Source organism: Streptomyces cavernicola (genome assembly GCF_029968035.1).
GTDB lineage: Bacteria > Actinomycetota > Actinomycetes > Streptomycetales > Streptomycetaceae > Streptomyces > Streptomyces cavernicola.
The window spans coordinates 154550-175680 of sequence record NZ_JASCIQ010000006.1 but is presented as its reverse complement, the minus strand read 5'-3'; the positions used below and the strand labels follow the sequence as shown (position 1 = coordinate 175680).

Below are 21131 nucleotides of genomic sequence, written 5' to 3'. Positions count from 1 at the left end.
CACAATTGAATCTCGCTCCCCCGCACCCCCTTGCCCAGCCCCGTGTAATCGTTTCCAATCCTCCGTGTAATCGATTCCACGGAACCCACGAAGAGGTGGTCCGGAGATGGCGGGCATCAAGGATGTCGCGGCCGCGGCGGGCGTGTCCGTCGCCACGGTCTCGCGCGTGCTCAACGCGCACCCCTCCGTCAGCGAGGACGCCCGCAGCCGGGTCCTCGCCGCCGTGGACGAGCTCGGCTACCGCCCGAACGCCGTGGCCCGCTCTCTGCGCACCGCCCAGACCCGCACCCTCGGCCTGATCATCAGCGACGTGATGAACCCGTACTTCACGGAGCTGGCCCGCTCGGTCGAGGAGGAGGCAAGGGCCCTCGGCTACAGCGTGATCATCGGCAACGCCGACGAGTCGCCGAAGCTCCAGGACGACCACGTGCGCACCCTGCTCGACCGCCGCATCGACGGACTCCTCGTCTCCCCCACCGACGGCGGCTCCCCGCAGCTGCTCGACGCGGCGCGGGCCGGAACGCCCACGGTCTTCGTGGACCGCTGGATCCCGGGCGTGGACGTGCCGGTCGTACGGGCCGACGGCAGCGCCGCCGTCCGCGACCTGGTCGCCCATCTGCACGGCCTCGGCCACCGCAGGCTCGCGATCATCGCGGGCCCGGCCGCCACCACGACCGGCAGCGAGCGCGTGGACGCCTTCCGCGCGGCCCTCGGCGCGTACGGGCTCGAACTGCCCGAGGAGTACGTGGGCCAGGGCGACTTCCAGGCGGAGAGCGGCCGGCGCGTCACCGAGGCGTTCCTCGCGCTGCCCGAGCCGCCCGAAGTGGTCTTCGCCGCCGACAACCTGATGGCGCTCGGCGCGCTCGACGCGATACGGGCCCGGGGCCTGCGCATACCCGGCGACATCGCGCTCGCCGCGTTCGACGACATCCCCTGGTTCGTGCACACCGATCCGCCGGTCACGGCGATCGCCCAGCCGACCCGCGAGCTCGGCCGCGCCGCCGTGCGCGCGCTCACCGCCGTGATCGAGGGCCGCCGCGCGCGGTCCGTGACCCTGCCCGCGCGGCTCGTCGTACGCCGCTCGTGCGGCGAGCCGGGCGCGCCACCCGGCACGGCACCCCCAGCCCGACCAGACCAGTCACCGACCCCCCGCCCCCGACCGAGGAGCAACCCGTGAGTCATCCGGACGAGTTGCTGCGTATCGAAGGGATACGCAAAACCTTCCCCGGCGTAGTCGCGCTCGACTCCGTCGACTTCGACCTGCGCCGCGGCGAAGTGCATGTGCTGCTCGGCGAGAACGGGGCCGGCAAGAGCACGCTGATCAAGATGCTGTCGGGCGCGTACCGTCCGGACAGCGGCCGCATCCTGGCCGAGGGGCGCGAAGTGCGCATCCACGGCGCGCAGGACTCGGAGGCGCTCGGCATCGCCACGATCTACCAGGAGTTCAACCTGGTGCCCGATCTGACGGTCGCCGAGAACATCTTCCTGGGCCGCCAGCCCCGCCGCTTCGGTCTCGTCGACCGCAAGAAGATGGAGGCGGACGCCGCCGAGCTCCTGAAGCGGGTCGGCGTCGACGTGTCGCCGCGCACCCGGGTGCGGGAACTGGGCATCGCCCGGCTGCAGATGGTGGAGATCGCCAAGGCGCTGAGCCTGGACGCGCGCGTCCTGATCATGGACGAGCCGACGGCCGTGCTCACCTCCGAGGAGGTGGAGAAGCTCTTCGCGATCGTGCGCAGGCTCCGTGAGGACGGCGTCGGCATCGTGTTCATCACCCACCACCTGGAGGAGATCGCCGCGCTCGGCGACCGCGTCACGGTCCTGCGCGACGGCCGCAGCATCGACCAGGTGCCCGCGTCCACGCCCGAGGACGAGCTCGTACGGCTGATGGTGGGCCGCAGCATCGAGCAGCAGTACCCGCGCGAGCGCACCCCGGCCCGACAGGGCGACGGGGAGCGGCCGTTGCTGTCGGTCCGCGGACTGACCCGGAACGGCGTGTTCCAGGACGTGAGCTTCGAGGTGCGCGCCGGTGAGGTCGTCGGCCTCGCCGGTCTGGTCGGCGCGGGTCGTACGGAGGTGGCGCGGGCGGTGTTCGGCGCCGACCCGTACGACGAGGGCCGGGTCGACGTGCACGGCGAGCGGCTGCCGCGGCACGACGTGAACGCCGCGATGGGCGCAGGGATCGGCCTCGTACCGGAGGACCGCAAGGGCCAGGGGCTCGTCCTGGACGCGTCCGTGCAGGAGAACCTGGGCCTGGTCACGCTGCGGGCGGCCACCCGCGCGGGCCTCGTGGACCTGAAGGGGCAGCGGGCCGCGGCCGTCGACGTCGCCGAGCAGCTCGGTGTGCGGATGGCGGGCATCGACCAACATGTGCGCACGCTCTCGGGCGGCAACCAGCAGAAGGTCGTCATCGGCAAGTGGCTGCTCGCCAAGTCCCGTGTGCTGATCCTGGACGAGCCGACCCGCGGCATCGACGTGGGCGCGAAGGTCGAGATCTACCAGCTGATCAACGAGCTGACCGCGTCCGGGCACGCCGTCCTGATGATCTCCAGCGATCTGCCCGAGGTGCTCGGCATGAGCGACCGGGTCCTCGTGATGGCGCAGGGCCGCCTCGCGGGCGAGCTCAGCGCGGACGAGGCGAGCCAGGACGCGGTGATGGCCCTGGCGGTCTCCGCGCCGCCCACCTCCGAAGTACCCCTCAAGAAGAACGACGACAACGCAGTGGAGGACCCCGATGGCCGCTGACACGCTCCAGAGCAAGACGGGCGCGGGCAGCGCCGGAGCGGTCCGCCGCTTCCTGCTCGAGAACGGCGCCCTGAGCGCGCTGATAGTCCTGGTGGTGGCGATGTCGCTGCTCTCCGGTGACTTCCTGACCACCCAGAACCTCCTCAACGTCGGCGTGCAGGCCGCCGTCACGGCGATCCTCGCGTTCGGTGTGACGTTCGTGATCGTCGCGGCGGGCATCGACCTGTCGGTGGGCTCGGTCGCGGCGCTCTCGGCCACCGTCCTCGCCTGGACGGCCACTTCGCAGGGCGTGCCGGTGTGGCTCGCCGTGCTGCTCGCCGTGGCCACGGGCATCGCCTGCGGTCTGGTGAACGGCGCGCTCGTCGCGTACGGCAAACTCCCGCCGTTCATCGCGACGTTGGCGATGCTGTCGATCGGCCGCGGTCTGTCGCTCGTCATCTCGCAGGGCAGCCCCATCCCGTTCCCCGACTCGGTCTCCGTGCTCGGTGACACCATCGGCGGCTGGCTGCCGGTGCCCGTGCTCGTGATGATCGCGGCGGGCCTGCTCACGGCGCTGATCCTGGGCCGTACGTTCATCGGCCGCTCGATGTACGCGATCGGCGGCAACGAGGAGGCCGCGCGCCTCTCCGGTCTGCGCGTGCCGCGGCAGAAGCTCGTCATCTACGCCCTGTCGGGTCTGTTCGCCGCCGTCGCGGGCATCGTGCTCGCCTCCCGTCTGGTCTCGGCGCAGCCGCAGGCCGCGCAGGGCTACGAGCTGGACGCCATCGCCGCCGTGGTGATCGGCGGGGCGAGCCTCGCGGGCGGTGTCGGCAAGGCGTCCGGCACGCTCATCGGCGCGCTGATCCTCGCGGTGCTGCGCAACGGCCTCAACCTCCTCTCGGTCTCGGCGTTCTGGCAGCAGGTCGTCATCGGTGTCGTGATCGCGCTGGCGGTGCTCCTGGACACGGTGCGGCGCCGGGCCGGCAGCGGCTCCGGCGGCGGCGCCGTTGGTGCGGGCGCCGGCGGTGCGAGCGGCAACGGCGGCAAGCGCGGCGCGTTCAAGCTGGCGCTCGCGGCGGTCGTGGTGGCGGCGGTGCTCGGCGCGATGTCGCTGTTCAACCAGGGCCCGGCCGGTACGACGACGAAGGTCGGCATGTCCCTGTCGACGCTGAACAACCCGTTCTTCGTGCAGATGCGGAAGGGCGCAGAGGCCGAGGCGAAGAAGCAGGGCGTCGAGCTGACCGTCACGGACGCGCAGAACGACCCGTCCCAGCAGGCCAACCAGCTGCAGAACTTCAGCGGCGAGGGCATGAAGTCGATCGTCGTGAACCCGGTGGACTCGGACGCCGTGGGCCCGTCCGTACGCGCCGCCAACAAGGCCGACGTGCCGGTGATCGCCGTCGACCGCGGGGTCAACAAGGCCAAGACGGCCACGTTCGTCGCGTCCGACAACGTCGAGGGCGGCCGGCAGGCGGCGAAGACGCTCGCCGAGAAGCTCGGCGGCAAGGGCACGGTCGTCACGCTGCAGGGCACCCCGGGCGCCTCGGCCAGCCGGGAGCGCGGCAAGGGCTTCGCCGAGGGCATCAAGGCGTACCCGGACATCAAGGTCGTCGCCAAGCAGCCCGCGGACTTCGACCGCACCAAGGGCCTGGACGTGATGACCAACCTGATGCAGTCGCACCCCGACATCGACGGTGTGTTCGCGGAGAACGACGAGATGGCCCTCGGCGCGGCCAAGGCGCTCGGCTCCAAGGCCGGCAAGTCCGTGGCCGTGGTCGGCTTCGACGGCACGCCCGACGGGATCAAGGCGGTCGGGGCGGGCACGCTGTACGCCTCGGTGGCGCAGCAGCCCGACGAGCTGGGCCGGATGGCCGTGCGGAACGCGGTGCGCGCGGCGCAGGGCAAGGACGTGCCCGCTGAGCTGAAGGTGCCGGTGAAGGTCGTCACGGCGAAGAACGTGGGGGACTTCAAGTGAAGCGCGCAGGCATCCTGAACCGCCGACTGGCGGGCGCACTGGCCGAGTTGGGGCACGGCGACGGTGTCCTCGTCTGCGACGCGGGCATGCCGATACCGGACGGGCCCCGTGTGGTCGACCTGGCGTTCCGGGCAGGCGTGCCGTCGTTCGCGGAGGTGCTCGACGGGCTCCTCGACGAGCTGGTGATCGAGGGGGGTACGGCGGCGGTCGAGGTGACCGAGGCCAACCCGGACGCTGCGGGGTTGCTGGCCGCGCGCGTCCCGGATCTGCGGCTCGTCCCGCACGAGGAGCTGAAGCGGCTGACGGCCGGGGCCCGCCTGGTCGTCCGCACGGGGGAGGCTCGTCCGTACGCGAACGTGCTGCTGCGGTGCGGGGTGTTCTTCTAGCTTCCCCCTCCCCGCCCCTTCCCGAAAGTCCTCGCCGGACGGGCCTCCTCAATCGCCGGAGGGGCTGGCTTTCAAGGGGCGCGGGGAACTGCGCGACCGGCCACGACGGCGCAGCGGCCGAAAAGCAGCGCCGTCGTGGCCGGTCGCGCCCCACGCGGCGCAGCCGCCAATGTCACAGCCCCGCGCCCCTGCCGGGGCAAATTCAGCCCCTTCGGCGTTTGAGGAGCAGGGGTCCGGGGGCGGAGCCTCCGCAGCCGACGGCAGTCTTTCGGGAAGGGCGGGGAGGGGATCAAATACCAGCCCGTCCGGCGTTTGAGGACGAGCCCGGAGGGCGATCCACGGCCACCGAGTCGACGGCGCGCCTCCTACTCGCCCCCTTCGATCCGCACCGCCCCCACAGGGCAAGCCCGCACAGCCTCGCGTACCAGCGGATCCCCTCCCCCGTCCGCCCGGCCCGGCAGCACCTCGCTGAGGCCGTCGTCGTCCTGGGTGAAGACCCCGGGGGCCGTCAGGGCGCACATCCCCGCACCCATGCACCGGTCCCGGTCGACATGCACGCGCACGCGCCTCTCCTCCTCCATCGCAGCGCCAACTCCTACCAGGTGACGGGCAGTTCGAGCATGCCCTGGATCGTGTCGCCCGGCTTGAACGGGATCTCGTCCGCCGGCACCGCGAGCGCGAGCCCCGGCAGGCGGCGGAACAGCGTCCCCAGGGCGATCTCCATCTCCGCGCGGGCCAGGTTCTGCCCGAGGCACTGGTGGATGCCGAAGCCGAAGGCGACGTGGTGCAGGGTGCCGCGGTTCCAGTCGAGCCGCTCGGGCTCCCCGTACACGTCCGCGTCGCGGTTGATGAGCGAGGTGGGGAAGACGACGCCGTCGCCCGCACGGATCGTGGCCCCGGCGACGTCGATGTCCTCCTTGGCGACGCGCAGCATGCCGTCGGCGATGGACAGAAAGCGCAGCAGCTCCTCCACGGCGGCGGGCATCAGGCCGTCGTCCGCGCGCAGCGCCGCGAACTGCTCGGGGTGCTGGAGCAGCGTGTACGTACCGAGGGAGATCATGTTCGCGGTGGTCTCGTGCCCGGCGATGAGCAGGATCGTCGCCATGGCGACCAGCTCCTCACGGTCCACCGCGCCCGCGGCGAGCTGCTGCGCGACGAGGTCGTCGAGGAGTCCCTCGCCGGGGCTCTGCACCTTCGCGTCGATCAACTGCAGGAAATACGCCTCGAGTTCGTCCCGCGCCGCCTCCACGTCGGCCGCCTTCGGCCCGCGCAGCAACCGCCGCGACTGCTCCTCGAAGAAGTCGTGGTCGGCGTACGGGACGCCGAGGAGCGCGCAGATCACCATCGACGGCACCGGCAGGGCGAACGCCTCGACGAGCTCGGCCGGCGGGCCCTGTTCCTCCATGGCGTCGATGAGCCGGTCGACGGCCTCCTGGATACGCGGCCGCAGCGCCGCGATCCGCTTGACCGAGAAGCTGGGGATCAGCATGCGGCGCTGGACGTTGTGCAGCGGATCGTCGACGCCGAGGAGGGCGACGCGGCGGTCCTTCACCTGGGCGACGCGTTCGCTGGGCAGCGGGAAGCCGTCGGTGGTGCGGTCGCTGGAGAGCCGGCCGTCGGCGAGCAGCGCACGCGCCTCGGCGTGCCCGGTGACGGCCCACACGGAGCGGCCGTCGTAGAGCGTGACGCGGGTCAAGGGCCGGGCGTCGCGCAGGGGTTGGTAGGCCTGGGGCGGGTGGTAGGGGCAGGTGCGGTCCTGCGGGAACGCGACTGCTTCGGTTTCCGTCATGCTGACCTCGCAAGCGCTCTGCTGTCGTTGTTGCCGGCACTATTCGATGCCCCAGGCATCTAGAAGGTCCACGCTCGCACCGGCCAGATCGAGGGCCGCCCCGCTGGCCGGTTCCCGCCGCAGAGCCCCGGCCCACGGCCCGTCACGGCCGTTCGTCACCGCAGGTCAGGGGTAGGTCAGCGGCGTGCAACGGTCCGCTCCGTGCATCCGTACGAGACCAGCCTCGGCCTGATCGCCCCGTGGACGAGGGCCGGAAAGACGCCAGGCAAGGGCGGCCGCAGATGCGTCCCGGCACCCGCCCCGCCCGGAAAACGGCCCCACGCCCCACGCCCCGTCGGCCCGGTGCCCCGGCGCCCCGGCCTCAGGAGCGGTACACGTCCAGGCACCCACACCCCTGGCCTCAGAAGCAGTACACGTCCAGGCACCCAGACCCCTGGGCTCAGAAGCGGTAGACGTCCAGGTGCCCGCACATCCCGAACCTGCCCTGTTCCGCGGGCCGTCGGGACCGCACCGCCGCGTCGGCCAGATGCGAGACGTCCCCGGCGGCGAGCCGGTCGAGCTGGTCCCCGGTCGCCGCGGCGGCGGCCGCCGCACCCCGTTCCCACCGCTCCCGCCAGTCACCGAGCCGATGCCGTACGAGCTCGGCGGCCGCGGCGTGGAAGTCGGCGAGGGCCTGCGGGTCGCGGGCGTCGCGCAGCCGCCGGTACCCCTCGACGGCGAGGTCCCGGCGGCCGCGCGCGGCCCGTGCCTTCTCGGCGCGCGGCGCGTCCTCGGGGATCGCGGTGGCCGCCGCGTACGCCGCCGGGTCGGCCAGGTGCTCCGGGGGCAGCGTGAGGACGGCGTCCCCGGCCTCGGGCAGTCCGCTGTTCTGCATCAGGACCACGATGCGCAGGCCGTCCACCTCGACCAGGCGGTGGATGGTGCCGGGCGTGAACCAGGCGACGGTGCCGGCCTCCAGCGGGGTCTCCTCGTACCCGGAGGCGGTCAGGGTCTGCACGGAGCCCCGGCCCGCCGTCACGACGTACCCCTCGCTGCAGGTCAGATGCATGTGCGGGGTGCCGCCGCGGCGGCCGTCGGCGGCCGGCCAGTGGTAGACGCTGAGGTGCGAGACGGCCACAGAACCCGGCAGTCCGGTGAAGGGCTCCGGCGGCGGGGCGGCGGCTGCGGCGGCCGGGGGCTGCGCGAGCACGTGGTCCGCTCGCCGTTCGGAGGACGTCGCCACGGGTACTCCTCGGGGTCCGGCGGGCACTGGCGGGCATCGGCGGGGCGATCGGCACATGGGCGCACAACACATCGGGCGAACGACGCCTGGGCCGACGCCACATGGGTCCACGCCACATGAGCCCAGGCCACATGGGCGTACGGCACATACGGCAGCTCAGCAAGCGCTTTCCCCCGCCTGGTGAACGTAAGCCGTGGCCTGCGGCCGGTCAACGGTGCGTGCCGCCATGTGGCATTCCGACAGAACCCGCCCCGAACCTCACTCCCCGTACGGCGACCGCCCGCACTGTGAGACGGACATGCGATCACCGCATGTCGTCCCCCTCCCCCGTACCGCCGACCGGGCGACTGGACCATACTGGAGCCTCCACGCGACCCCCACAGAACGACTCCATGCCTAAGACGAGCTCATCCGTGACCGCCGCCCCCGACACGACGTGGCTGGGCCATGGGCGCCACCTCGGGCCCGAGCCCGAGCAGGACGTCCGGCGCAACCTCATCGCGCTGAAGTCGATCGGCCTGATCGACGACTTCCTCGACCTCGCGCCCGACGACTCGTCCCCGGCCGAAGTGGCAGGCATGCCCGGCCTGCCGGATCCGTTCGAGTCCGAGGACGACAAGGCGACCCCCGCGCCCACCGCGCGCCGCCTCTTCGAGGCCCGCTGGCGGGTCGACGAGGACGTCACGGTCCGCGCCCAGCTCACGACGTACGACGCCCCGGGGCGCAGGCGCGGCGGCGGCGCGGTCTCCTGGGTGCTCGCGGCCGAGGCGGAGAAGTCCTGGGACCTGGAGTGGCTCTCGCCCGCCACGGTGTTCTGGCCCGACAGCGAACTCACGCCCTGGGACCACGACGTGGTGCCGGGCCCGCGCCTCCGTGGCACGCACCGCCTCGTCGCGGACGACGACAAAGACCTGCGCCGACTGCTCAAGAACTGCACGCGCGGCAGCTGGAACATCCACGTCGTCGTGCACGAGGCGATGACGCCCGACGCCCGCGGCCTGGAGCCCCTCGCCCCGTATCTGCCGCCGAGCCTGCGGCACCGCGTGGTCGAACACCGGGCGGCGCCCGAGCAGTTCGACATCGTCAACTGGGCCATGAAGGACCTGGACGTACGGGTGCCGCGCGGCGGCGCGGTCGTCCTGCCCTCGTCGCCGCCCGTGCCGGGGTACGACGCGGAGCGGTTCTCGGTGCGCAGTGTGTTCCTGGACGGCTCCGAGCCGACCGAACTCATCCAGAAGATCACGGAGTTCGCGCGTCTGCCCCGGCCGCTGACCGCAGACGCGGAGCAGGCCGTGGAACAGCTGCGCCGCCACTGGCACCTGCTGACGATCGAGGAGGAGCTGGCCCGTACGCGCGAACTGGTCACGAAGTACGCCGACGCGCTCGACGCGATGACCAAGTCCCGTGACCTGTACCGGGAAGCGGCCGAACTCGCACAGGCCGCCCTGGCCGAACGCGGCGAGTCCGCGCCGCTGCCCGCACAGCCGTCCGCGCCGCTGGTGCCCCGGCCCGAGGGCTCGACGCTGTCCACGACCCTGACCAACGCCTTCGGGCGCTTCCGCGAGGCGTCACGGAAGGGCAACCGGAAGTAGGCGGCACCGGGGCCTGACACGCCAATCCCCTGGTGGGAAACCGCAGTTGAGGCCCCTGGCGCACTCCGGTCGCGCCCCGGGTGATATCCATCAGGGATGGCTCTCATTCACCAGACCACCCTGAAGCCCACCAAGTTGGAACTCCTCACCGACTGGCTGCCGTCGCGCGCCTGGTACGCCGGTACGGGGGCCGCCCCCGAGCTCCGGAAGGCGGGCGGCTTCCGGCTCGACGACCCGGAGGGCGAGGTGGGCATCGAGTTCATGGTGGTCACCGATGTCTCCGGCGCCGCGCCCGTCACCTACCACGTGCCGCTCAGCTACCGGGGCGCCCCGCTCGACGGTGCCGAGGACGGTCTCGTCGGGACGACGGAGCACGGGGTGCTGGGCAAGCGCTGGGTGTACGACGCGGCCCACGACCCGGTCGCCGTCGGGGAGTTGCTCGCCCTGCTGCAGGGGCGTGCGCAGGCACAGGCGCAGAACGAGACCGACGTACCGGACCGGTCGGTGACCGCGGAGTTCGACGGACCCGAGTTCGGGTCCTCCGTCGGCCCGCTGTCCATCGCGGACGACGAGCGGGGCACCCGGATCCTGGCGAAGACCGCAGGTGTGGCCGCGGCACATGTGGAGCTGCGGATCCGCCGAGTGCTCGGCAAGCAGGAAGCCACGGCAGGGCAGCCCGCTCCGCAGGGGCACATCACGGCCGACTGGAAGCTGCCCGAGGACGGCGGCACGGAGCGGGACCGGTTCGTGGAGGCGTCGGCGGGCCCGGACGTACGGGAGCTGTGAGCTGAACCGCGGGCCGGCGCCCCGGCCCCGCTACGAGCGGCGCCGGGGCTTGCCCTTCTTCGCCGGACCGCCGCCGGACCGGGAGCCGCCCGCCTTGGCGCCGGTGCGCGAGGACTTGCCCACGGGCTTGCCGCCGGACTTGGCCCCGGACCGCGTGCCCGCCTTCGTACCGCCGGACTTGGCTCCGCCCGGCTTCCCGGACGACGCCTGCGTGCCCTTCTTCGGCGGCTTGGTCTCCTCCTGCCCGCCCCGGCGTCCGCGCGTGCTGTTCACGGTGCGGCCGCGCACGATCCCGATGAAGTCGTCCACCAGGTCGGTGGTGCGTTCCTCGGGCCAGGCGAGGGCGACCTGCGACTGCGGGACGCCGTTGATGGTCCGGTACGTGAGGTCCTTGCGGTGGTGCAGCCGGGCCAGGGACTGCGGCACGACGAGGAGGCCGATGCCGGCGGCGACCAGTTCGATGGCGTCGGCGGTCGTCGCGGGCCGCTCGAACGCGGGCTGCCCCGGCGGCTTCTCCCAGTCCAGGGTGTCGTCCAGCGGGTGCAGCACGATCTCGTCGGCGATGTCGTCGGCGGCGACCTCGTCGAAGGCGGCCGCGAGGTGGTCCTTGGGGATCACGACGACCGAGGTCTCGGTGTAGAGCGGGATCGCGCTGAAGTAATCCCGGTCGACGGGCAGGCGCACGAGGCCCGCGTCCGCCCCGCCGTCCCGCAGCAGGTCGAAGGCCTCTGCGGCCGGGACCGCGACGAGGTTCAGGGGGATGTCGGGCAGCCGCTCGTTCCAGATCCGCACCCACTTCGCGGGGGTCGCGCCGGGGACGTAGGCGAGCCGGAACGAAGGGGTTGCTTCCGAGCCAGTCACTCCGCCAGGTTACCGGGCGTGGTCGTGGGCCGGTCACCCGGAGTGGCCGGAGGCCGCCGGCCCCGCGGGCGCGGGGGCCGTCCCTCCCGGCAGCAACCCATGGCCGTTCCCCGTGGCCGTTCCCCGTGGCCGTTCCCCGTGGTCAGAGGGAGGTCGTTCGGCTCGTTACCCTTGACACCATGACGACGCAAGCGAACTCCCAGACGATGAAGCCCGCGACCGCGGCGAAGAAGCTGGGCGTGTACCTCCAGGCCACCCCCGCCGAGTTCCAGGAGGGTGTCGTCTCCCGCGCGGAGCTGAACGCGCTGCAGGCCGACCCGCCGGAGTGGCTCCAGGAGCTGCGCCGCAACGGCCCGCACCCGCGTCCGGTGGTCGCCTCGAAGCTCGGCGTCTCCATCGCCGGTCTCGCCCGCGGCGGCGTCACGGAGCCGCTCACGACAGAGCAGATCGAGGCCCTGAAGCAGGAGTCCCCGGAGTGGCTGCAGAAGGAGCGCGCCACGCAGGCCGAGGTCCGCAAGGAGGCGATCCGTCTGAAGGAGAAGAAGGCGGAACAGGCGCAGAAGGCCGCCGCCCAGGACCGCTGACCCGCACGGCCGGCCGACCCGCCGGCCGCTGGAGACGACAGCCCACCCATACGTCCGGGCCGGGACCGCCCCTCTCACCGAGGGAGGCGGTCCCGGCCCGTCGTACGCCGGAGACATGGGCCGGACCCACATAGTGCCGGGCCCTACACCTCTACGCGGTTCTCCAGGATGTCCTCGGCTGCCGCGAAGGTCGGCTGCCACCAGGTCGTGACGGGCTCCCAGACGCGGATCCTGCCGTCGATGTCCAGGTCGTCGGCGGTGAAGAGCGCGCCGGGGTGGGCGGGGGCTCCGGCGACGGTGATGTCGTCCACGAGGCGGGTCTCGGGGTCGTCGAGGTCCTCGATGGTGCGCACCGCGGCGTGGCCGCTCTTGCCGGGCGCCAGGACGTACGGGCCGCTCTGGCCGAACGGCTCGGGCAGGGCGGGGCCGTCCAGTTCGCCGAAGGTGACGGTGGGGATGCGGTCCACGGCGCACTTCTTCTTGCTCTCGTTGGTGACGCTGATGTGCAGCACGTTGGGGTAGCCGCCGGCCTCCGGGTCGACGGTGACGGCGGCCACGCGCACCTGGTTGGCGCGGCACTGCGGCGTCGCCTTGCCGCGCGCCTCGGGGGCTGCGGGCCGGCCGGCGGCCGCCCCCGAGGCGGTGAGGAGCAGGACCGCGGCGAGCGCGGCGGTGGCGGTGCGGCGGGTGAGCATGGCGGTTCCCTCGCGGTTCACGGTCGGAAGGGTCAGTTCACTGGATGCGTACGCGCGTTGTCCGGTGTGACACACGAGGGGCGCGGTCGGTTGTACGTGCGGCTGCGGGCGGGGCCGGTGTGTGCCTCGTAGCCATGTGGTGATGCCCCAACTCCTCACGGGGCGACGGGTTTCGGGGGTGTGCCGGCGCCGAAGGGGCGGCCGCCGAGCGCCTCGCGGCCGTGCGGGGCGGTCCAGCCCGCCGGGTCGGGGCCGAGGGCGACGATGCCGGTGGGGTTGATGCCGGTGTGCACCTGGTAGTAGTGCCGTTTGATGTGGTCGAAGTCCACGGTGTCGCCGAAGCCGGGCGTCTGGAACAGGTCGCGTGCGTACGCCCACAGGACCGGGTCCTCGGAGAGCTTGTAGCGGTTGCACTTGAAGTGGCCGTGGTAGACGGCGTCGAAGCGGACGAGGGTGGTGAAGAGCCGGATGTCGGCCTCGGTGATGGTGTCGCCGACGAGGTAACGGCGGTCGACGAGGCGCTGCGAGACCTCTTCGAGGCGGCGGAACACATCACGGCAGGCCTCCTCGTACTCGCTCTGCTCGGTGGCGAATCCGGCGCGGTAGACGCCGTTGTTGACGTCGCGGTAGATGCCCTCCATGACGGTGTCGATCTCTTCGCGCAGCGGCTCGGGGTAGAGGTCGGGCGCGCCGGGGCGGTGCAGGGCGGTCCACTCGGTGGCGAGGTCGAGAGTGATCTGCTTGAAGTCGTTGGTGACGAGCTTGCCGCTGGGGACGTCGACGATCGCGGGCACGCTGACCCCGCCCGGGTAGTCCCGCTCGCGGGCGTCGTAGGCCTCGTGGAGGTAGCGGATGCCGAGCACCGGGTCGCGACCGCCGGGGTCGAGCGTGAAGCGCCAGCTGCGGTCGTCCTGGATGGGGTCGGCGACGGCGAGGGACAGGGCGTCCTCCAGGCCGAGCAGGCGGCGCGAGACCAGGGCGCGGCTGGCCCAGGGGCAGGCGCGACTGACGACCAGGCGGTAGCGGCCCGCCTCCACGGGCCAGCCGTCGCGGCCGTCGGCGGTGATGCGGTCGGCGAAGTGGCTCTTGGACCGCTTGAACTTCCGGCGCCCGTACGCGGCGTTGCCGTAGCCGCTCTCGTCGGAGCCTTGTGTGCTGGAGCTATGTGTGCCGGGGCCCTGTGTGCTGGGGCCCTGTGTGCTGTCGGCGTCGTCGTCGGGGGCGGTGCCGTCGGTGCTGGTCACGGCCGGTCCTCTCCGTCGCAGGTCGCGCTGTCCGCACCGCGTGCACGGCTCGCACTCCGCGCACTCCGCGCGCCCCGGGCAACTCCGGGCACTCCGCGCGCTCAGCGTGCCCAGCGTGCTCATCAGGTCGCGTGCGCTCGCGCCGGCTCGCACTGCGGTGTCGCGCGCCGGGCTGTGCTCCGGCCCGCTCTGCCACCATCGCGGGCGCAGGGGCACCCGCGCAATCACAGAGCCCCGCCCCTCCCCCTCGGCCGCCCTCCTTCGCCGCTGTCTCGCGGCCGTGACCAGCGGAATCGCCCCGCTCGGCGGCCTGGAGGAACTTGCCCCTGGCGTCACAGTGGCACCATACTGACGCCATGGATCTCACGCCCTATGTCGACCACCTCCGCCAAGAGCTCGCCGTCGCCGCGGAGGCGGGCGGCGAGGAGAGCCGCGCGCTCGCGGAGCGGCTCAGCGCGCCCCTGGAGTCCGCCGCCCGCCTCACGCTGCTCGAAGCGCTGTCGGCGGCGATGGCCGAAGTGACCCAGGACCTGGCCCCCGGCTCCGTCGACGTACGGCTGCGCGGGCGCGACCCCGAGTTCGTGGTGACGGCCCCGCCCGCCCCTGAGTCGTACGGCGAAGAGGCCGAGGCGCCCGCGCCCGCGGCGGCCCCGCCCGCGCCGGTCGACGGGGAGGACGGCGGCACGTCGCGGATCAACTTCCGGCTGCCCGCGCATCTCAAGGCGCGCGTCGAGGAGGCGGCGGGGCGCGAGGGGCTGTCGGTGAACGCATGGCTGGTGCGTGCGGTGGCCACCGCGGCGGACGGGAACACCGCGGTGCGCTCCCCCGCTCGCGGGCGCGGCCGCGGTCACCAGGGGTTCACGGGCTGGGTCCGCTGACCCGGACGCCCAGGGCCTGTCGTTGGGATCCTGCCGGGGTCGCGGGGTCGACGCGACCGGCCGATGCCCGCCGGCCGGATCCGGCCTGACCCGAACGACAGGCCCTGCCCGGAAACCCCGCAGGAGCCCATCACAGCCAGGAGGAGCAGGACCGCCATGCCTACTTTCGACACCCCGGAACCGATCTCGGTGACCCTCGAGTTCGACCTGGGCTCCGCACGGATCGTCGCGGGCGAGCGCGGCGACACCGTCGTGGAGGTGCTGCCGCGCAACGGCGCCGACGACAACGACGTGCAGGCCGCGCAGCAGACCAAAGTGACCTGCTCGGACGGCAAGTTGCTGGTCAAGGGGCCGCGCAAGCGCTCCCTTTTCGGCCGGCCCGGCAGCCTCGACATCACGGTCGAGGTGCCGGCCGGCTCGGACCTGCAGGGCGGTTCGCCGATGGGCGACCTGGTCTGCGAAGGGCCCCTCGGGGCTTGCGAGTTCAAGACCTCCCTCGGCTACCTGCACGTACGGGAGGCGGCCACGGTGCGGCTGCGGACGAGCCACGGCGACGTCACCGTGGGCCGGGTCGACGGCACGGCGGAGGTGTCCGGCGCCGGCCGGATCCAGATCAGCACCCTGGGCGGCGCGGCCACGGTGCGCAACGGCAACGGGGACACGACCATCGGCGAGGCGGTCGGCGACCTGAAGGCCACCTCGTCCAACGGCCGCATCTCGGTGGACGTGGCGCACGCCTCCGTGGAGGCCAAGTCGGCCAACGGGCACATCCGGGTCGGGGACGTCGCCCGCGGCCGGATCACGCTGCGCACCGCGGCCGGTGACCTGGAGGTCGGCATCCGCGAGTCCACTGCGGCCTGGCTGGACGTGAGCACGGCCGTCGGTTCGGTCCTCAACTCCCTCGGCCCCGCGGCCGGTCCGCAGGACACGGACGAGACGGTCGAGGTGCGGGCGAACACCAGCGTCGGCGACATCGTGGTCAGGCGCGCCTGACCCCTCGAACCTGACCCCGCTCGCCTGATCCCTCGTCAACTCCCTTGGCGGGGGCGTCAGTACGGCCGGTCGCCCGCGATCGCGACGCGTTCGGCGACCCGCCGCGCGTCGCCGTAGTCGTTCACGGCGTAGTGCTGCGTGGCGCGGTTGTCCCAGAACGCGATGTCGCCGGCCTGCCAGCGGAACCGCACCTGGAACTCGGGCACATGCGCCTGCTGGAAGAGGAGCCGCAGCAGTTCGTCACTCTCGGCCCGCTCCAGGCCGTGGATCCTGGTGGTGAACGATGTGTTGACGAACAACATACGACGCCCGTTCTCGGGGTGGGTGCGCACCACAGGGTGGGTGACGGGCGGGAACAGGTCCTGCATCGGGGCGAGCCGTTCGGGTCCGTAGAAGCGGCGGAAGCCGGGCAGGAAGTCGTGCTCGGCGGTGGCCCGGTCGATGCGGGTACGCACGTCCTCGGGCAGGTTGTCGTAGGCGGCGGCCATGTCCGCCCACATGGTGTCGCCGCCGCGCGGCGGGATCTCACGGAGTTGCAGCACCGCGCCCATGGCCGGGCGGGTCCTGAAGGTGACGTCGGTGTGCCACACGTTCTCGAAGCTGGGTGTGGCGCCCGCGCCCTTGTCGAAGCGGACGACGTCGTCGCTGTCGCCCGTGTCGAGGAGCGGGTTGGTCTCCAACTCGCCCCAGTTGCGGGCGAATTCGCGCTGCTGCAGGGAGCTGAGGTGCTGCTGCCGGAAGAACAGCACCTTCCATTCGAGCAGTGCCCGGTTCAGTTCCGCGCGCAGCTCGGGTGTGAGCGGCCGGGACAGGTCGACGCCGCTGATCTCGGCCCCGATGGTCGCCGACTGCGGTGCGAGGTCGAAGAGTTCGTACGGCCGCGACGGCGCGCCGTCCGGCAGGCGGCGCAGTACGCGGTGGCCCTCGTAGAGGCCGTTCGGGGGGATCTGGGCCGTGCGCAGCGTGGGCACAGCGGGGCTGTGCGTGGTCGTCGAGGTCATCGACAGGCTCCCGGTGGCTGAGGCGGGTCGGCGGCACGACCCGGCCGGGCGTTCCCCGTGACGCACGGCCCTGCGGGCCTGGAGGTGCGCGGTCACGGGGAACGCCCGGGTGGGACGCGGTGCGCCCGCCGGTGGAAGGGGTGGCAGTGCGGTCGCCGTCGGCGGTGCGGGTCGCCGCTCGCGGGGTCGGGGACACCGCGAGGCGGGCGAGGCCGGTGCCGGAGGGCGGCGGCGCGGGGACAGAGCCCCCTGGAACAGGAGGCGTCCGCTACAAGCCGCTGCGCGCACAGCCGCAGCGGTCCGGCAGGGTGCCGGAGCGGGCTGCGGTACAGGTCAGGTGCGCGATCACGCCCTCATCCTGCGGCCCGCGCCGCCGCCCGGTCAAGCCCGCGTCAAGCCCGCCCGCCCACCGGTACGGGCGGTCCGCTCAGCGCCCGCGCACCGCCGCGCCCAGGAACGGCACCGTCAGCCAGGGGCTGTCCGGGTCGGTGACGAGGGCGCGGTGGGCGTCCAGGACCGTCGTGTACCAGCTGCCGAACTCCTCCTCGTCGAAGTGCAGACAGCGGCCGAGCACATAGCCCGCGGAGAACTCCTCCCACGAGTGGTACGCGGCCCGCGCCCCCGCGCCGGCCCGCTCGATCGCCTCGTACATCTCGGGCTCGGTGGCGTAGCGCGCGCCGCGGCCCCAGCGGGCCATCTTCGAGGCGCGGCCGACGTCCCAGGCGGCGACGGTACGCACCAGGCCCCCGGGCGGCAGGAGTCCGTCGGCGCGGAAGCGGGCCTCGTACCGCATGATCTTGCCGACGAGGCCGCGGAGTTCGACGACGAAACCGTCCAAGTCGGCGTCGGCGCCCGGCTGGTGGTCGCCGCCGGAGCGCCGTACGCGTTCGCGGAGGGTGGCCTCGACGGTGTCGCGCCAGGCGGCCTCCTCGACGATCGCGGTGTTCGCGCCTTGCGCGAGCAGCAGCTTGTCGCGGGCGGCGAGCACGAAGTCCCAGTACCAAGGGCTGACTTGGCGGGTAAGGAGGCGTTCCTGGATCTCCAGCCAGTCGGCGCGGCTGTCCACGCCCCACCATTCGCTGAGCCGCTTGATCTCGTTGCGGTAGCCGATGCCGTGCCAGTGCAGGGTGTTCCAGGGGTCGCCGTTGCCGTAGCAGAGGTGGGCGCCACAGGCCAGGCCGTGCAGGAGCGGGCCGATGTCGGGGACGCCGTTGCCGCTGCGACGGGTCACGACGCGGTTGCCGAACGCGTCGGACGCGTACATGTCGTCCCGCAGCGCACCCCAGAGGTCCCGCTCCTCCTCGTCGACGGCCAGCAGGAGTTGGCAGGGCGTGGACAGGTTGACCATGAGGACGTCGACCTCGGCGGGCACGATCTGGGCGATCCGGGCCAGGTTGGCGTACTCGTACACCAGGTCGGGGTGCGGCCGCGGCAGCAGGCCCTCGGTGTAGACGGGCGCCCAGACGCGGCCGTTGCTCTCGCTGGTGAACATGGGGAACTCGTCCTCGCTCGCGGCGTCCGCGTCCTCCCGCCGCACCGGGTAGTACACGCCCTCGGCTGCGAGGACGCGCAGATAGGCGTACGTGTTGTCGCGGCGGAGGAGGCGGTGGACGTGCTGTTCCACGTCGGTCGGGGCGAGCCAGCGGACGCCGTCCTCCGGGTCGGGGATCTGCGGGAAGAGCTCGTCGTGCGCCACGTCCTGCACGTCGTCGACCTGCTCTTCCGCTGCGCCCCCGTCGGCTGTCTGCATGCCGTTTTCCCCTCTGTGTGGATCTTCCGGGGGCACGCTATCGGACGTACGGGGCCCGGTTCACGCACGGCTTGAACTGCGGGCGGGCAGCGGCTCCTTCGCCGCGCTCCCGGTGGTCGCGGGTCGCGGCAGCGGCCTGAACTCGCCCGCCAGGCCCAGGAGTTGGGCCTCGTGGCAGGTTGCGGCGGCCTGGGGTGCGGGGATGTGTCCGCTGTCGTCGAGGTGGACGGCGCAGGCGGTGGTGGCATCGGCGAGCCGTTCGAGGGCCGCCGCGGTGCGTTCGGCGCCCGCGGTGCGGCGGGCCAGGGGCGGGAGTTCGGCGGCGGCGCGGTCGATGGCGGCACGTGCCTCGGCGAGGGTGCGGTACGCCTCGCGGCGCAGGGTCCAGCGGTCGGCGCGGCCGTCGTGTTCGGCGAGCACATGGTGTACGTACACATGGATGGCGGCGCGGGCGGCGGTCAGGCGGGCGGTGACGCCGCCGGACTCATGTGGCCAGGGCACATGTCCGACGACCAGGACGACGGCGCAGGCGAGGAGGGTCTCGCCGCAGCGCACCCAGGCCATCTGCGGTTCGCCGCCGAGCATCGCGAGGGCGAGGACGAGGGCGGTGACGGCAGCCGTCTGTGCGGCGAAGTGCCGGGCGGCGACCGGGATCAGAGCCCCGCAGGCCCCGGCGACGGCGACGAGTCCGGCCGGCTGCGGAAGGAGCGCGGCGAGCCCGGCGAACAGGGCCGCGCCGACGACCGTGCCGAGCGCCCGGCAGAGCACGCGCGAGGCGAGCGGCCCGAGGTCGGGTTTGACGAGGAACACGGCGGTGGCGGGCAGCCAGTACCAGTGGGTGTGGTCGAGGGCCTGGGCGACGGCGGTCGCGGTGCCGTAGCAGACCGCGACGCGCACGCCGTACTCGCGTCCTGCGGGCCCGATCGCCTTGCGCAGTACGGCACTTGGGGCGGGGCGGCGGGCGTGCAGGGCTTGGGCGGTGCCCTTGTCGAAGGTGTCGGCGGCGTGCAGCAGGGCGTCGTCGAGGGCGCACAGTGCCGCATCCCCGCGCGAGGGAGCGGGCAGCGGTCCGGCAGGGGCGGCGGCGCGTACGGCGGTGGCGAGGCGGCGCGGGCCGACGGCGGCGCCGGGCAGCGGGGCGTGCCGCGACCAGGCGAGGGCGGTCGCGGCCTCGGCGAGCGGCAGGGCCGCCGCGTACTGGGCGTGCACGCGGCGCTCGGCGGCGGTGCTCGCCGTGCGGCGCAGGCGGGGCCCGGACAGGGCGTCCTGGGCGTGGTCGAGGGCGGCGGTGAGGGCGGCCCGGCGGGTGCTGGCCGCGGGGGTGCCGACGGCTTCGAGGAGCGCGGCGACGGCGTCGTAGACGGCCGCGACGGCGGCGCGTTCCCCGTCGAAGCGGCGCGGCCCGCCGCTGCGCGCGGCCCGGCCGGGCAGGGCGATGCGCAGGACCAGGAGGAGGCCGGCGCCGGCGACGAAGAGGAGGGCCCGCTCCCCGGCGGGCTCGGGCAGGGGCATGCCCGCGCCGACGGCGGTGGTGACGAGGAACTGCGTACCGCAGGCGGAGGCGACGGGCCCGACCGCGCTCAGCGTCCCGCCGATGAGCCCGCACAGCACGAACACGGCACTCAACTGCCAGGCGTGCGGGGCCTGTTGGGCGGTCTCCGTGCCCAGGAGCAGTCCGAGGCCGCCCGCGAGGGCGGGTGCGCCGAGGCGGGTGACGGCGGCGCGGCGGCTGCCGGGCCGGTCGTTGACCCCGGCGAGCATGGCGCCGAGCGCGGCGAACACCCCTGCGCCGGGCCGGTCCGCGAGGACGGCGGCGAGCAGCAGCGGACCGCAGGCGAGGGCCCCGCGCAGCACCGCGTCCCAGGGCACGGGCCCCGCCTGTGCGGTCAGCGCGTGGCGCAGCCAGGGCGGTGCGGATACGGCGTACTGGGGCACGGTGCGGGCTCCTGTCGTCTCGATCTGGTTCACCGGACGACGTCGGCCTGTGCGTGCGGTCGAGCGTAGGGGGCGTTGTTGGAGGGGAGGGTACGGGCGCGTTTCCGGGGTGTGACATGGGTGCAGGCGTGGTTTCGCCTCCGCGCGGCGGTGCGTACGGTCGAGGGGACGCGATGTTTGCGACGGGGAGGGTGCGCAGTGGTCGACAGGGCAGCGGGCGAGCAGCGCGGCGGCACGGACGACGACGGGCCGCCTCCGGGGCCGGGGACGGGCGAGCCTGATCTCGCGGTGTCGGTGGTCGTGTACCGGGTGGGTCAGGAGCTGGGTGCGGGCGACAAGGTGCTTCTGGCGTCGTTCGAGGCGGCGCTCGTGGAGTCGGGGATGGAGAACCTGGACCACGGCGAGGGCGACTCGCTCGGCGTGTTCCAGCAGCGCCCGAGCATGGGGTGGGGCACGCCGGAGCAGGTCACGAACGTGGCGTACGCCGCGCGGCAGTTCTTCACGCGGGCGCTGACCGTCGACGAGGAGAACCCTTCGCTCACGCCGGGGCAGCTCGCGCAGGCCGTGCAGGTGTCGGCGTATCCGGAGCGCTACGACCGACGCGAGGCGGAGGCACGGGAGTTGATGACGCGAACGGTGGAGGAGCTTTAGGGGGTTGGCCGGGGGGGCGGATCGGCGGTCAGGTCAGGAACTCGGCGGACAGCGAAGACCCTGTCCCG

19 protein-coding genes are annotated in these 21131 nt (G+C 73.0%); 10 read left to right on the top strand and 9 right to left on the bottom strand.

The features are described from left to right. Positions 1–106 precede the first annotated feature (106 nt). The 4 genes from QIS96_RS08075 to rbsD are packed head-to-tail and all read left to right on the top strand — an operon-like array spanning position 107 to position 5082. Positions 107–1177 (top strand): LacI family DNA-binding transcriptional regulator, encoded by a 1071-nt coding sequence (locus QIS96_RS08075; RefSeq protein WP_282541725.1) that lies wholly within the window; start codon positions 107–109, stop codon positions 1175–1177. Further along, positions 1174–2742, top strand: coding sequence for a sugar ABC transporter ATP-binding protein (locus QIS96_RS08070; RefSeq protein WP_282541724.1), 1569 nt, complete (start codon positions 1174–1176; stop codon positions 2740–2742). The genes QIS96_RS08075 and QIS96_RS08070 overlap by 4 nt, the downstream gene beginning before the upstream one ends. Then, positions 2732–4696 (top strand): ABC transporter permease/substrate-binding protein, encoded by a 1965-nt coding sequence (locus QIS96_RS08065; protein ID WP_282541723.1) that lies wholly within the window; start codon positions 2732–2734, stop codon positions 4694–4696. The genes QIS96_RS08070 and QIS96_RS08065 overlap by 11 nt, the downstream gene beginning before the upstream one ends. Then, positions 4693–5082 carry a D-ribose pyranase gene (rbsD, locus tag QIS96_RS08060; protein WP_282541722.1) on the top strand — a complete coding sequence of 130 codons (390 nt, stop codon included), beginning with the start codon at positions 4693–4695 and terminating at the stop codon, positions 5080–5082. Before QIS96_RS08065 ends, rbsD begins: the two co-directional genes overlap by 4 nt. Before the next feature lie 365 nt (positions 5083–5447). Here rbsD and QIS96_RS08055 read toward each other — a convergent pair whose 3' ends face one another. The 3 genes from QIS96_RS08055 to QIS96_RS08045 form a co-directional block, all read right to left on the bottom strand. Beyond that, positions 5448–5645 carry a ferredoxin gene (locus QIS96_RS08055; RefSeq protein WP_282541721.1) on the bottom strand — a complete coding sequence of 66 codons (198 nt, stop codon included), beginning with the start codon at positions 5643–5645 and terminating at the stop codon, positions 5448–5450. A 32-nt stretch (positions 5646–5677) separates the two neighbouring features. Further along, positions 5678–6871, bottom strand: coding sequence for a cytochrome P450 (locus QIS96_RS08050; RefSeq protein WP_282541720.1), 1194 nt, complete (start codon positions 6869–6871; stop codon positions 5678–5680). A gap of 439 nt (positions 6872–7310) precedes the next feature. Continuing rightward, complete coding sequence (locus tag QIS96_RS08045; RefSeq protein ID WP_282541816.1) at positions 7311–8060, bottom strand: cupin domain-containing protein; 750 nt, start codon at positions 8058–8060, stop codon at positions 7311–7313. 425 nt (positions 8061–8485) lie between these two features. On the opposite strand from QIS96_RS08045, the gene QIS96_RS08040 reads away from it, so the two are divergent. Together QIS96_RS08040 and QIS96_RS08035 are read left to right on the top strand one after the other, a co-directional pair. Next, positions 8486–9685 carry a hypothetical protein gene (locus QIS96_RS08040; RefSeq protein ID WP_282541719.1) on the top strand — a complete coding sequence of 400 codons (1200 nt, stop codon included), beginning with the start codon at positions 8486–8488 and terminating at the stop codon, positions 9683–9685. Between the two features lie 96 nt (positions 9686–9781). Next, positions 9782–10471 carry a maltokinase N-terminal cap-like domain-containing protein gene (locus QIS96_RS08035; protein WP_282541718.1) on the top strand — a complete coding sequence of 230 codons (690 nt, stop codon included), beginning with the start codon at positions 9782–9784 and terminating at the stop codon, positions 10469–10471. A 30-nt stretch (positions 10472–10501) separates the two neighbouring features. Here the strand turns inward: QIS96_RS08035 and QIS96_RS08030 are convergent, their stop codons facing one another. Further along, a complete protein-coding gene (locus QIS96_RS08030; RefSeq protein ID WP_282541717.1) occupies positions 10502–11332 on the bottom strand; it encodes a LysR family transcriptional regulator substrate-binding protein in 831 nt (276 codons plus the stop codon). Positions 11333–11511: 179 nt separating this feature from the next. On the opposite strand from QIS96_RS08030, the gene QIS96_RS08025 reads away from it, so the two are divergent. Continuing rightward, complete coding sequence (locus QIS96_RS08025) at positions 11512–11916, top strand: DUF5997 family protein (RefSeq protein ID WP_282541716.1); 405 nt, start codon at positions 11512–11514, stop codon at positions 11914–11916. Between the two features lie 143 nt (positions 11917–12059). Here the strand turns inward: QIS96_RS08025 and QIS96_RS08020 are convergent, their stop codons facing one another. Beyond that, positions 12060–12632, bottom strand: coding sequence for a DUF4232 domain-containing protein (locus QIS96_RS08020; protein WP_282541715.1), 573 nt, complete (start codon positions 12630–12632; stop codon positions 12060–12062). Positions 12633–12766: 134 nt separating this feature from the next. Next, on the bottom strand, positions 12767–13855 hold the full coding sequence (locus QIS96_RS08015; protein WP_282541714.1) for a glutathione S-transferase family protein: 1089 nt from the start codon (positions 13853–13855) through the stop codon (positions 12767–12769). A gap of 356 nt (positions 13856–14211) precedes the next feature. Between QIS96_RS08015 and QIS96_RS08010 the strand changes: the two genes are divergently transcribed. After that, a complete protein-coding gene (locus QIS96_RS08010) occupies positions 14212–14733 on the top strand; it encodes a hypothetical protein (RefSeq protein WP_282541713.1) in 522 nt (173 codons plus the stop codon). A 156-nt stretch (positions 14734–14889) separates the two neighbouring features. After that, the gene (locus QIS96_RS08005; protein WP_282541712.1) at positions 14890–15726 is read left to right on the top strand and encodes a DUF4097 family beta strand repeat-containing protein; all 837 of its coding nucleotides are present in this window, start codon (positions 14890–14892) and stop codon (positions 15724–15726) included. 56 nt (positions 15727–15782) lie between these two features. On the opposite strand, the gene QIS96_RS08000 is transcribed toward QIS96_RS08005, so the two are convergent. The 3 genes from QIS96_RS08000 to QIS96_RS07990 all read right to left on the bottom strand — a co-directional run bounded on the left by QIS96_RS08000 (position 15783) and on the right by QIS96_RS07990 (position 20412). Then, positions 15783–16727 (bottom strand): TauD/TfdA dioxygenase family protein, encoded by a 945-nt coding sequence (locus tag QIS96_RS08000; RefSeq protein WP_282541711.1) that lies wholly within the window; start codon positions 16725–16727, stop codon positions 15783–15785. 427 nt (positions 16728–17154) lie between these two features. Further along, a complete protein-coding gene (locus QIS96_RS07995) occupies positions 17155–18477 on the bottom strand; it encodes a DUF1266 domain-containing protein (RefSeq protein WP_282541710.1) in 1323 nt (440 codons plus the stop codon). Between the two features lie 60 nt (positions 18478–18537). Then, positions 18538–20412: an FUSC family protein gene (locus QIS96_RS07990; protein ID WP_282541709.1), complete on the bottom strand. Its 1875-nt coding sequence runs from the start codon at positions 20410–20412 to the stop codon at positions 18538–18540. A gap of 198 nt (positions 20413–20610) precedes the next feature. Between QIS96_RS07990 and QIS96_RS07985 the strand changes: the two genes are divergently transcribed. Beyond that, positions 20611–21063: a hypothetical protein gene (locus tag QIS96_RS07985; protein WP_282541708.1), complete on the top strand. Its 453-nt coding sequence runs from the start codon at positions 20611–20613 to the stop codon at positions 21061–21063. The last annotated feature ends 68 nt before the right edge of the window (positions 21064–21131 follow it).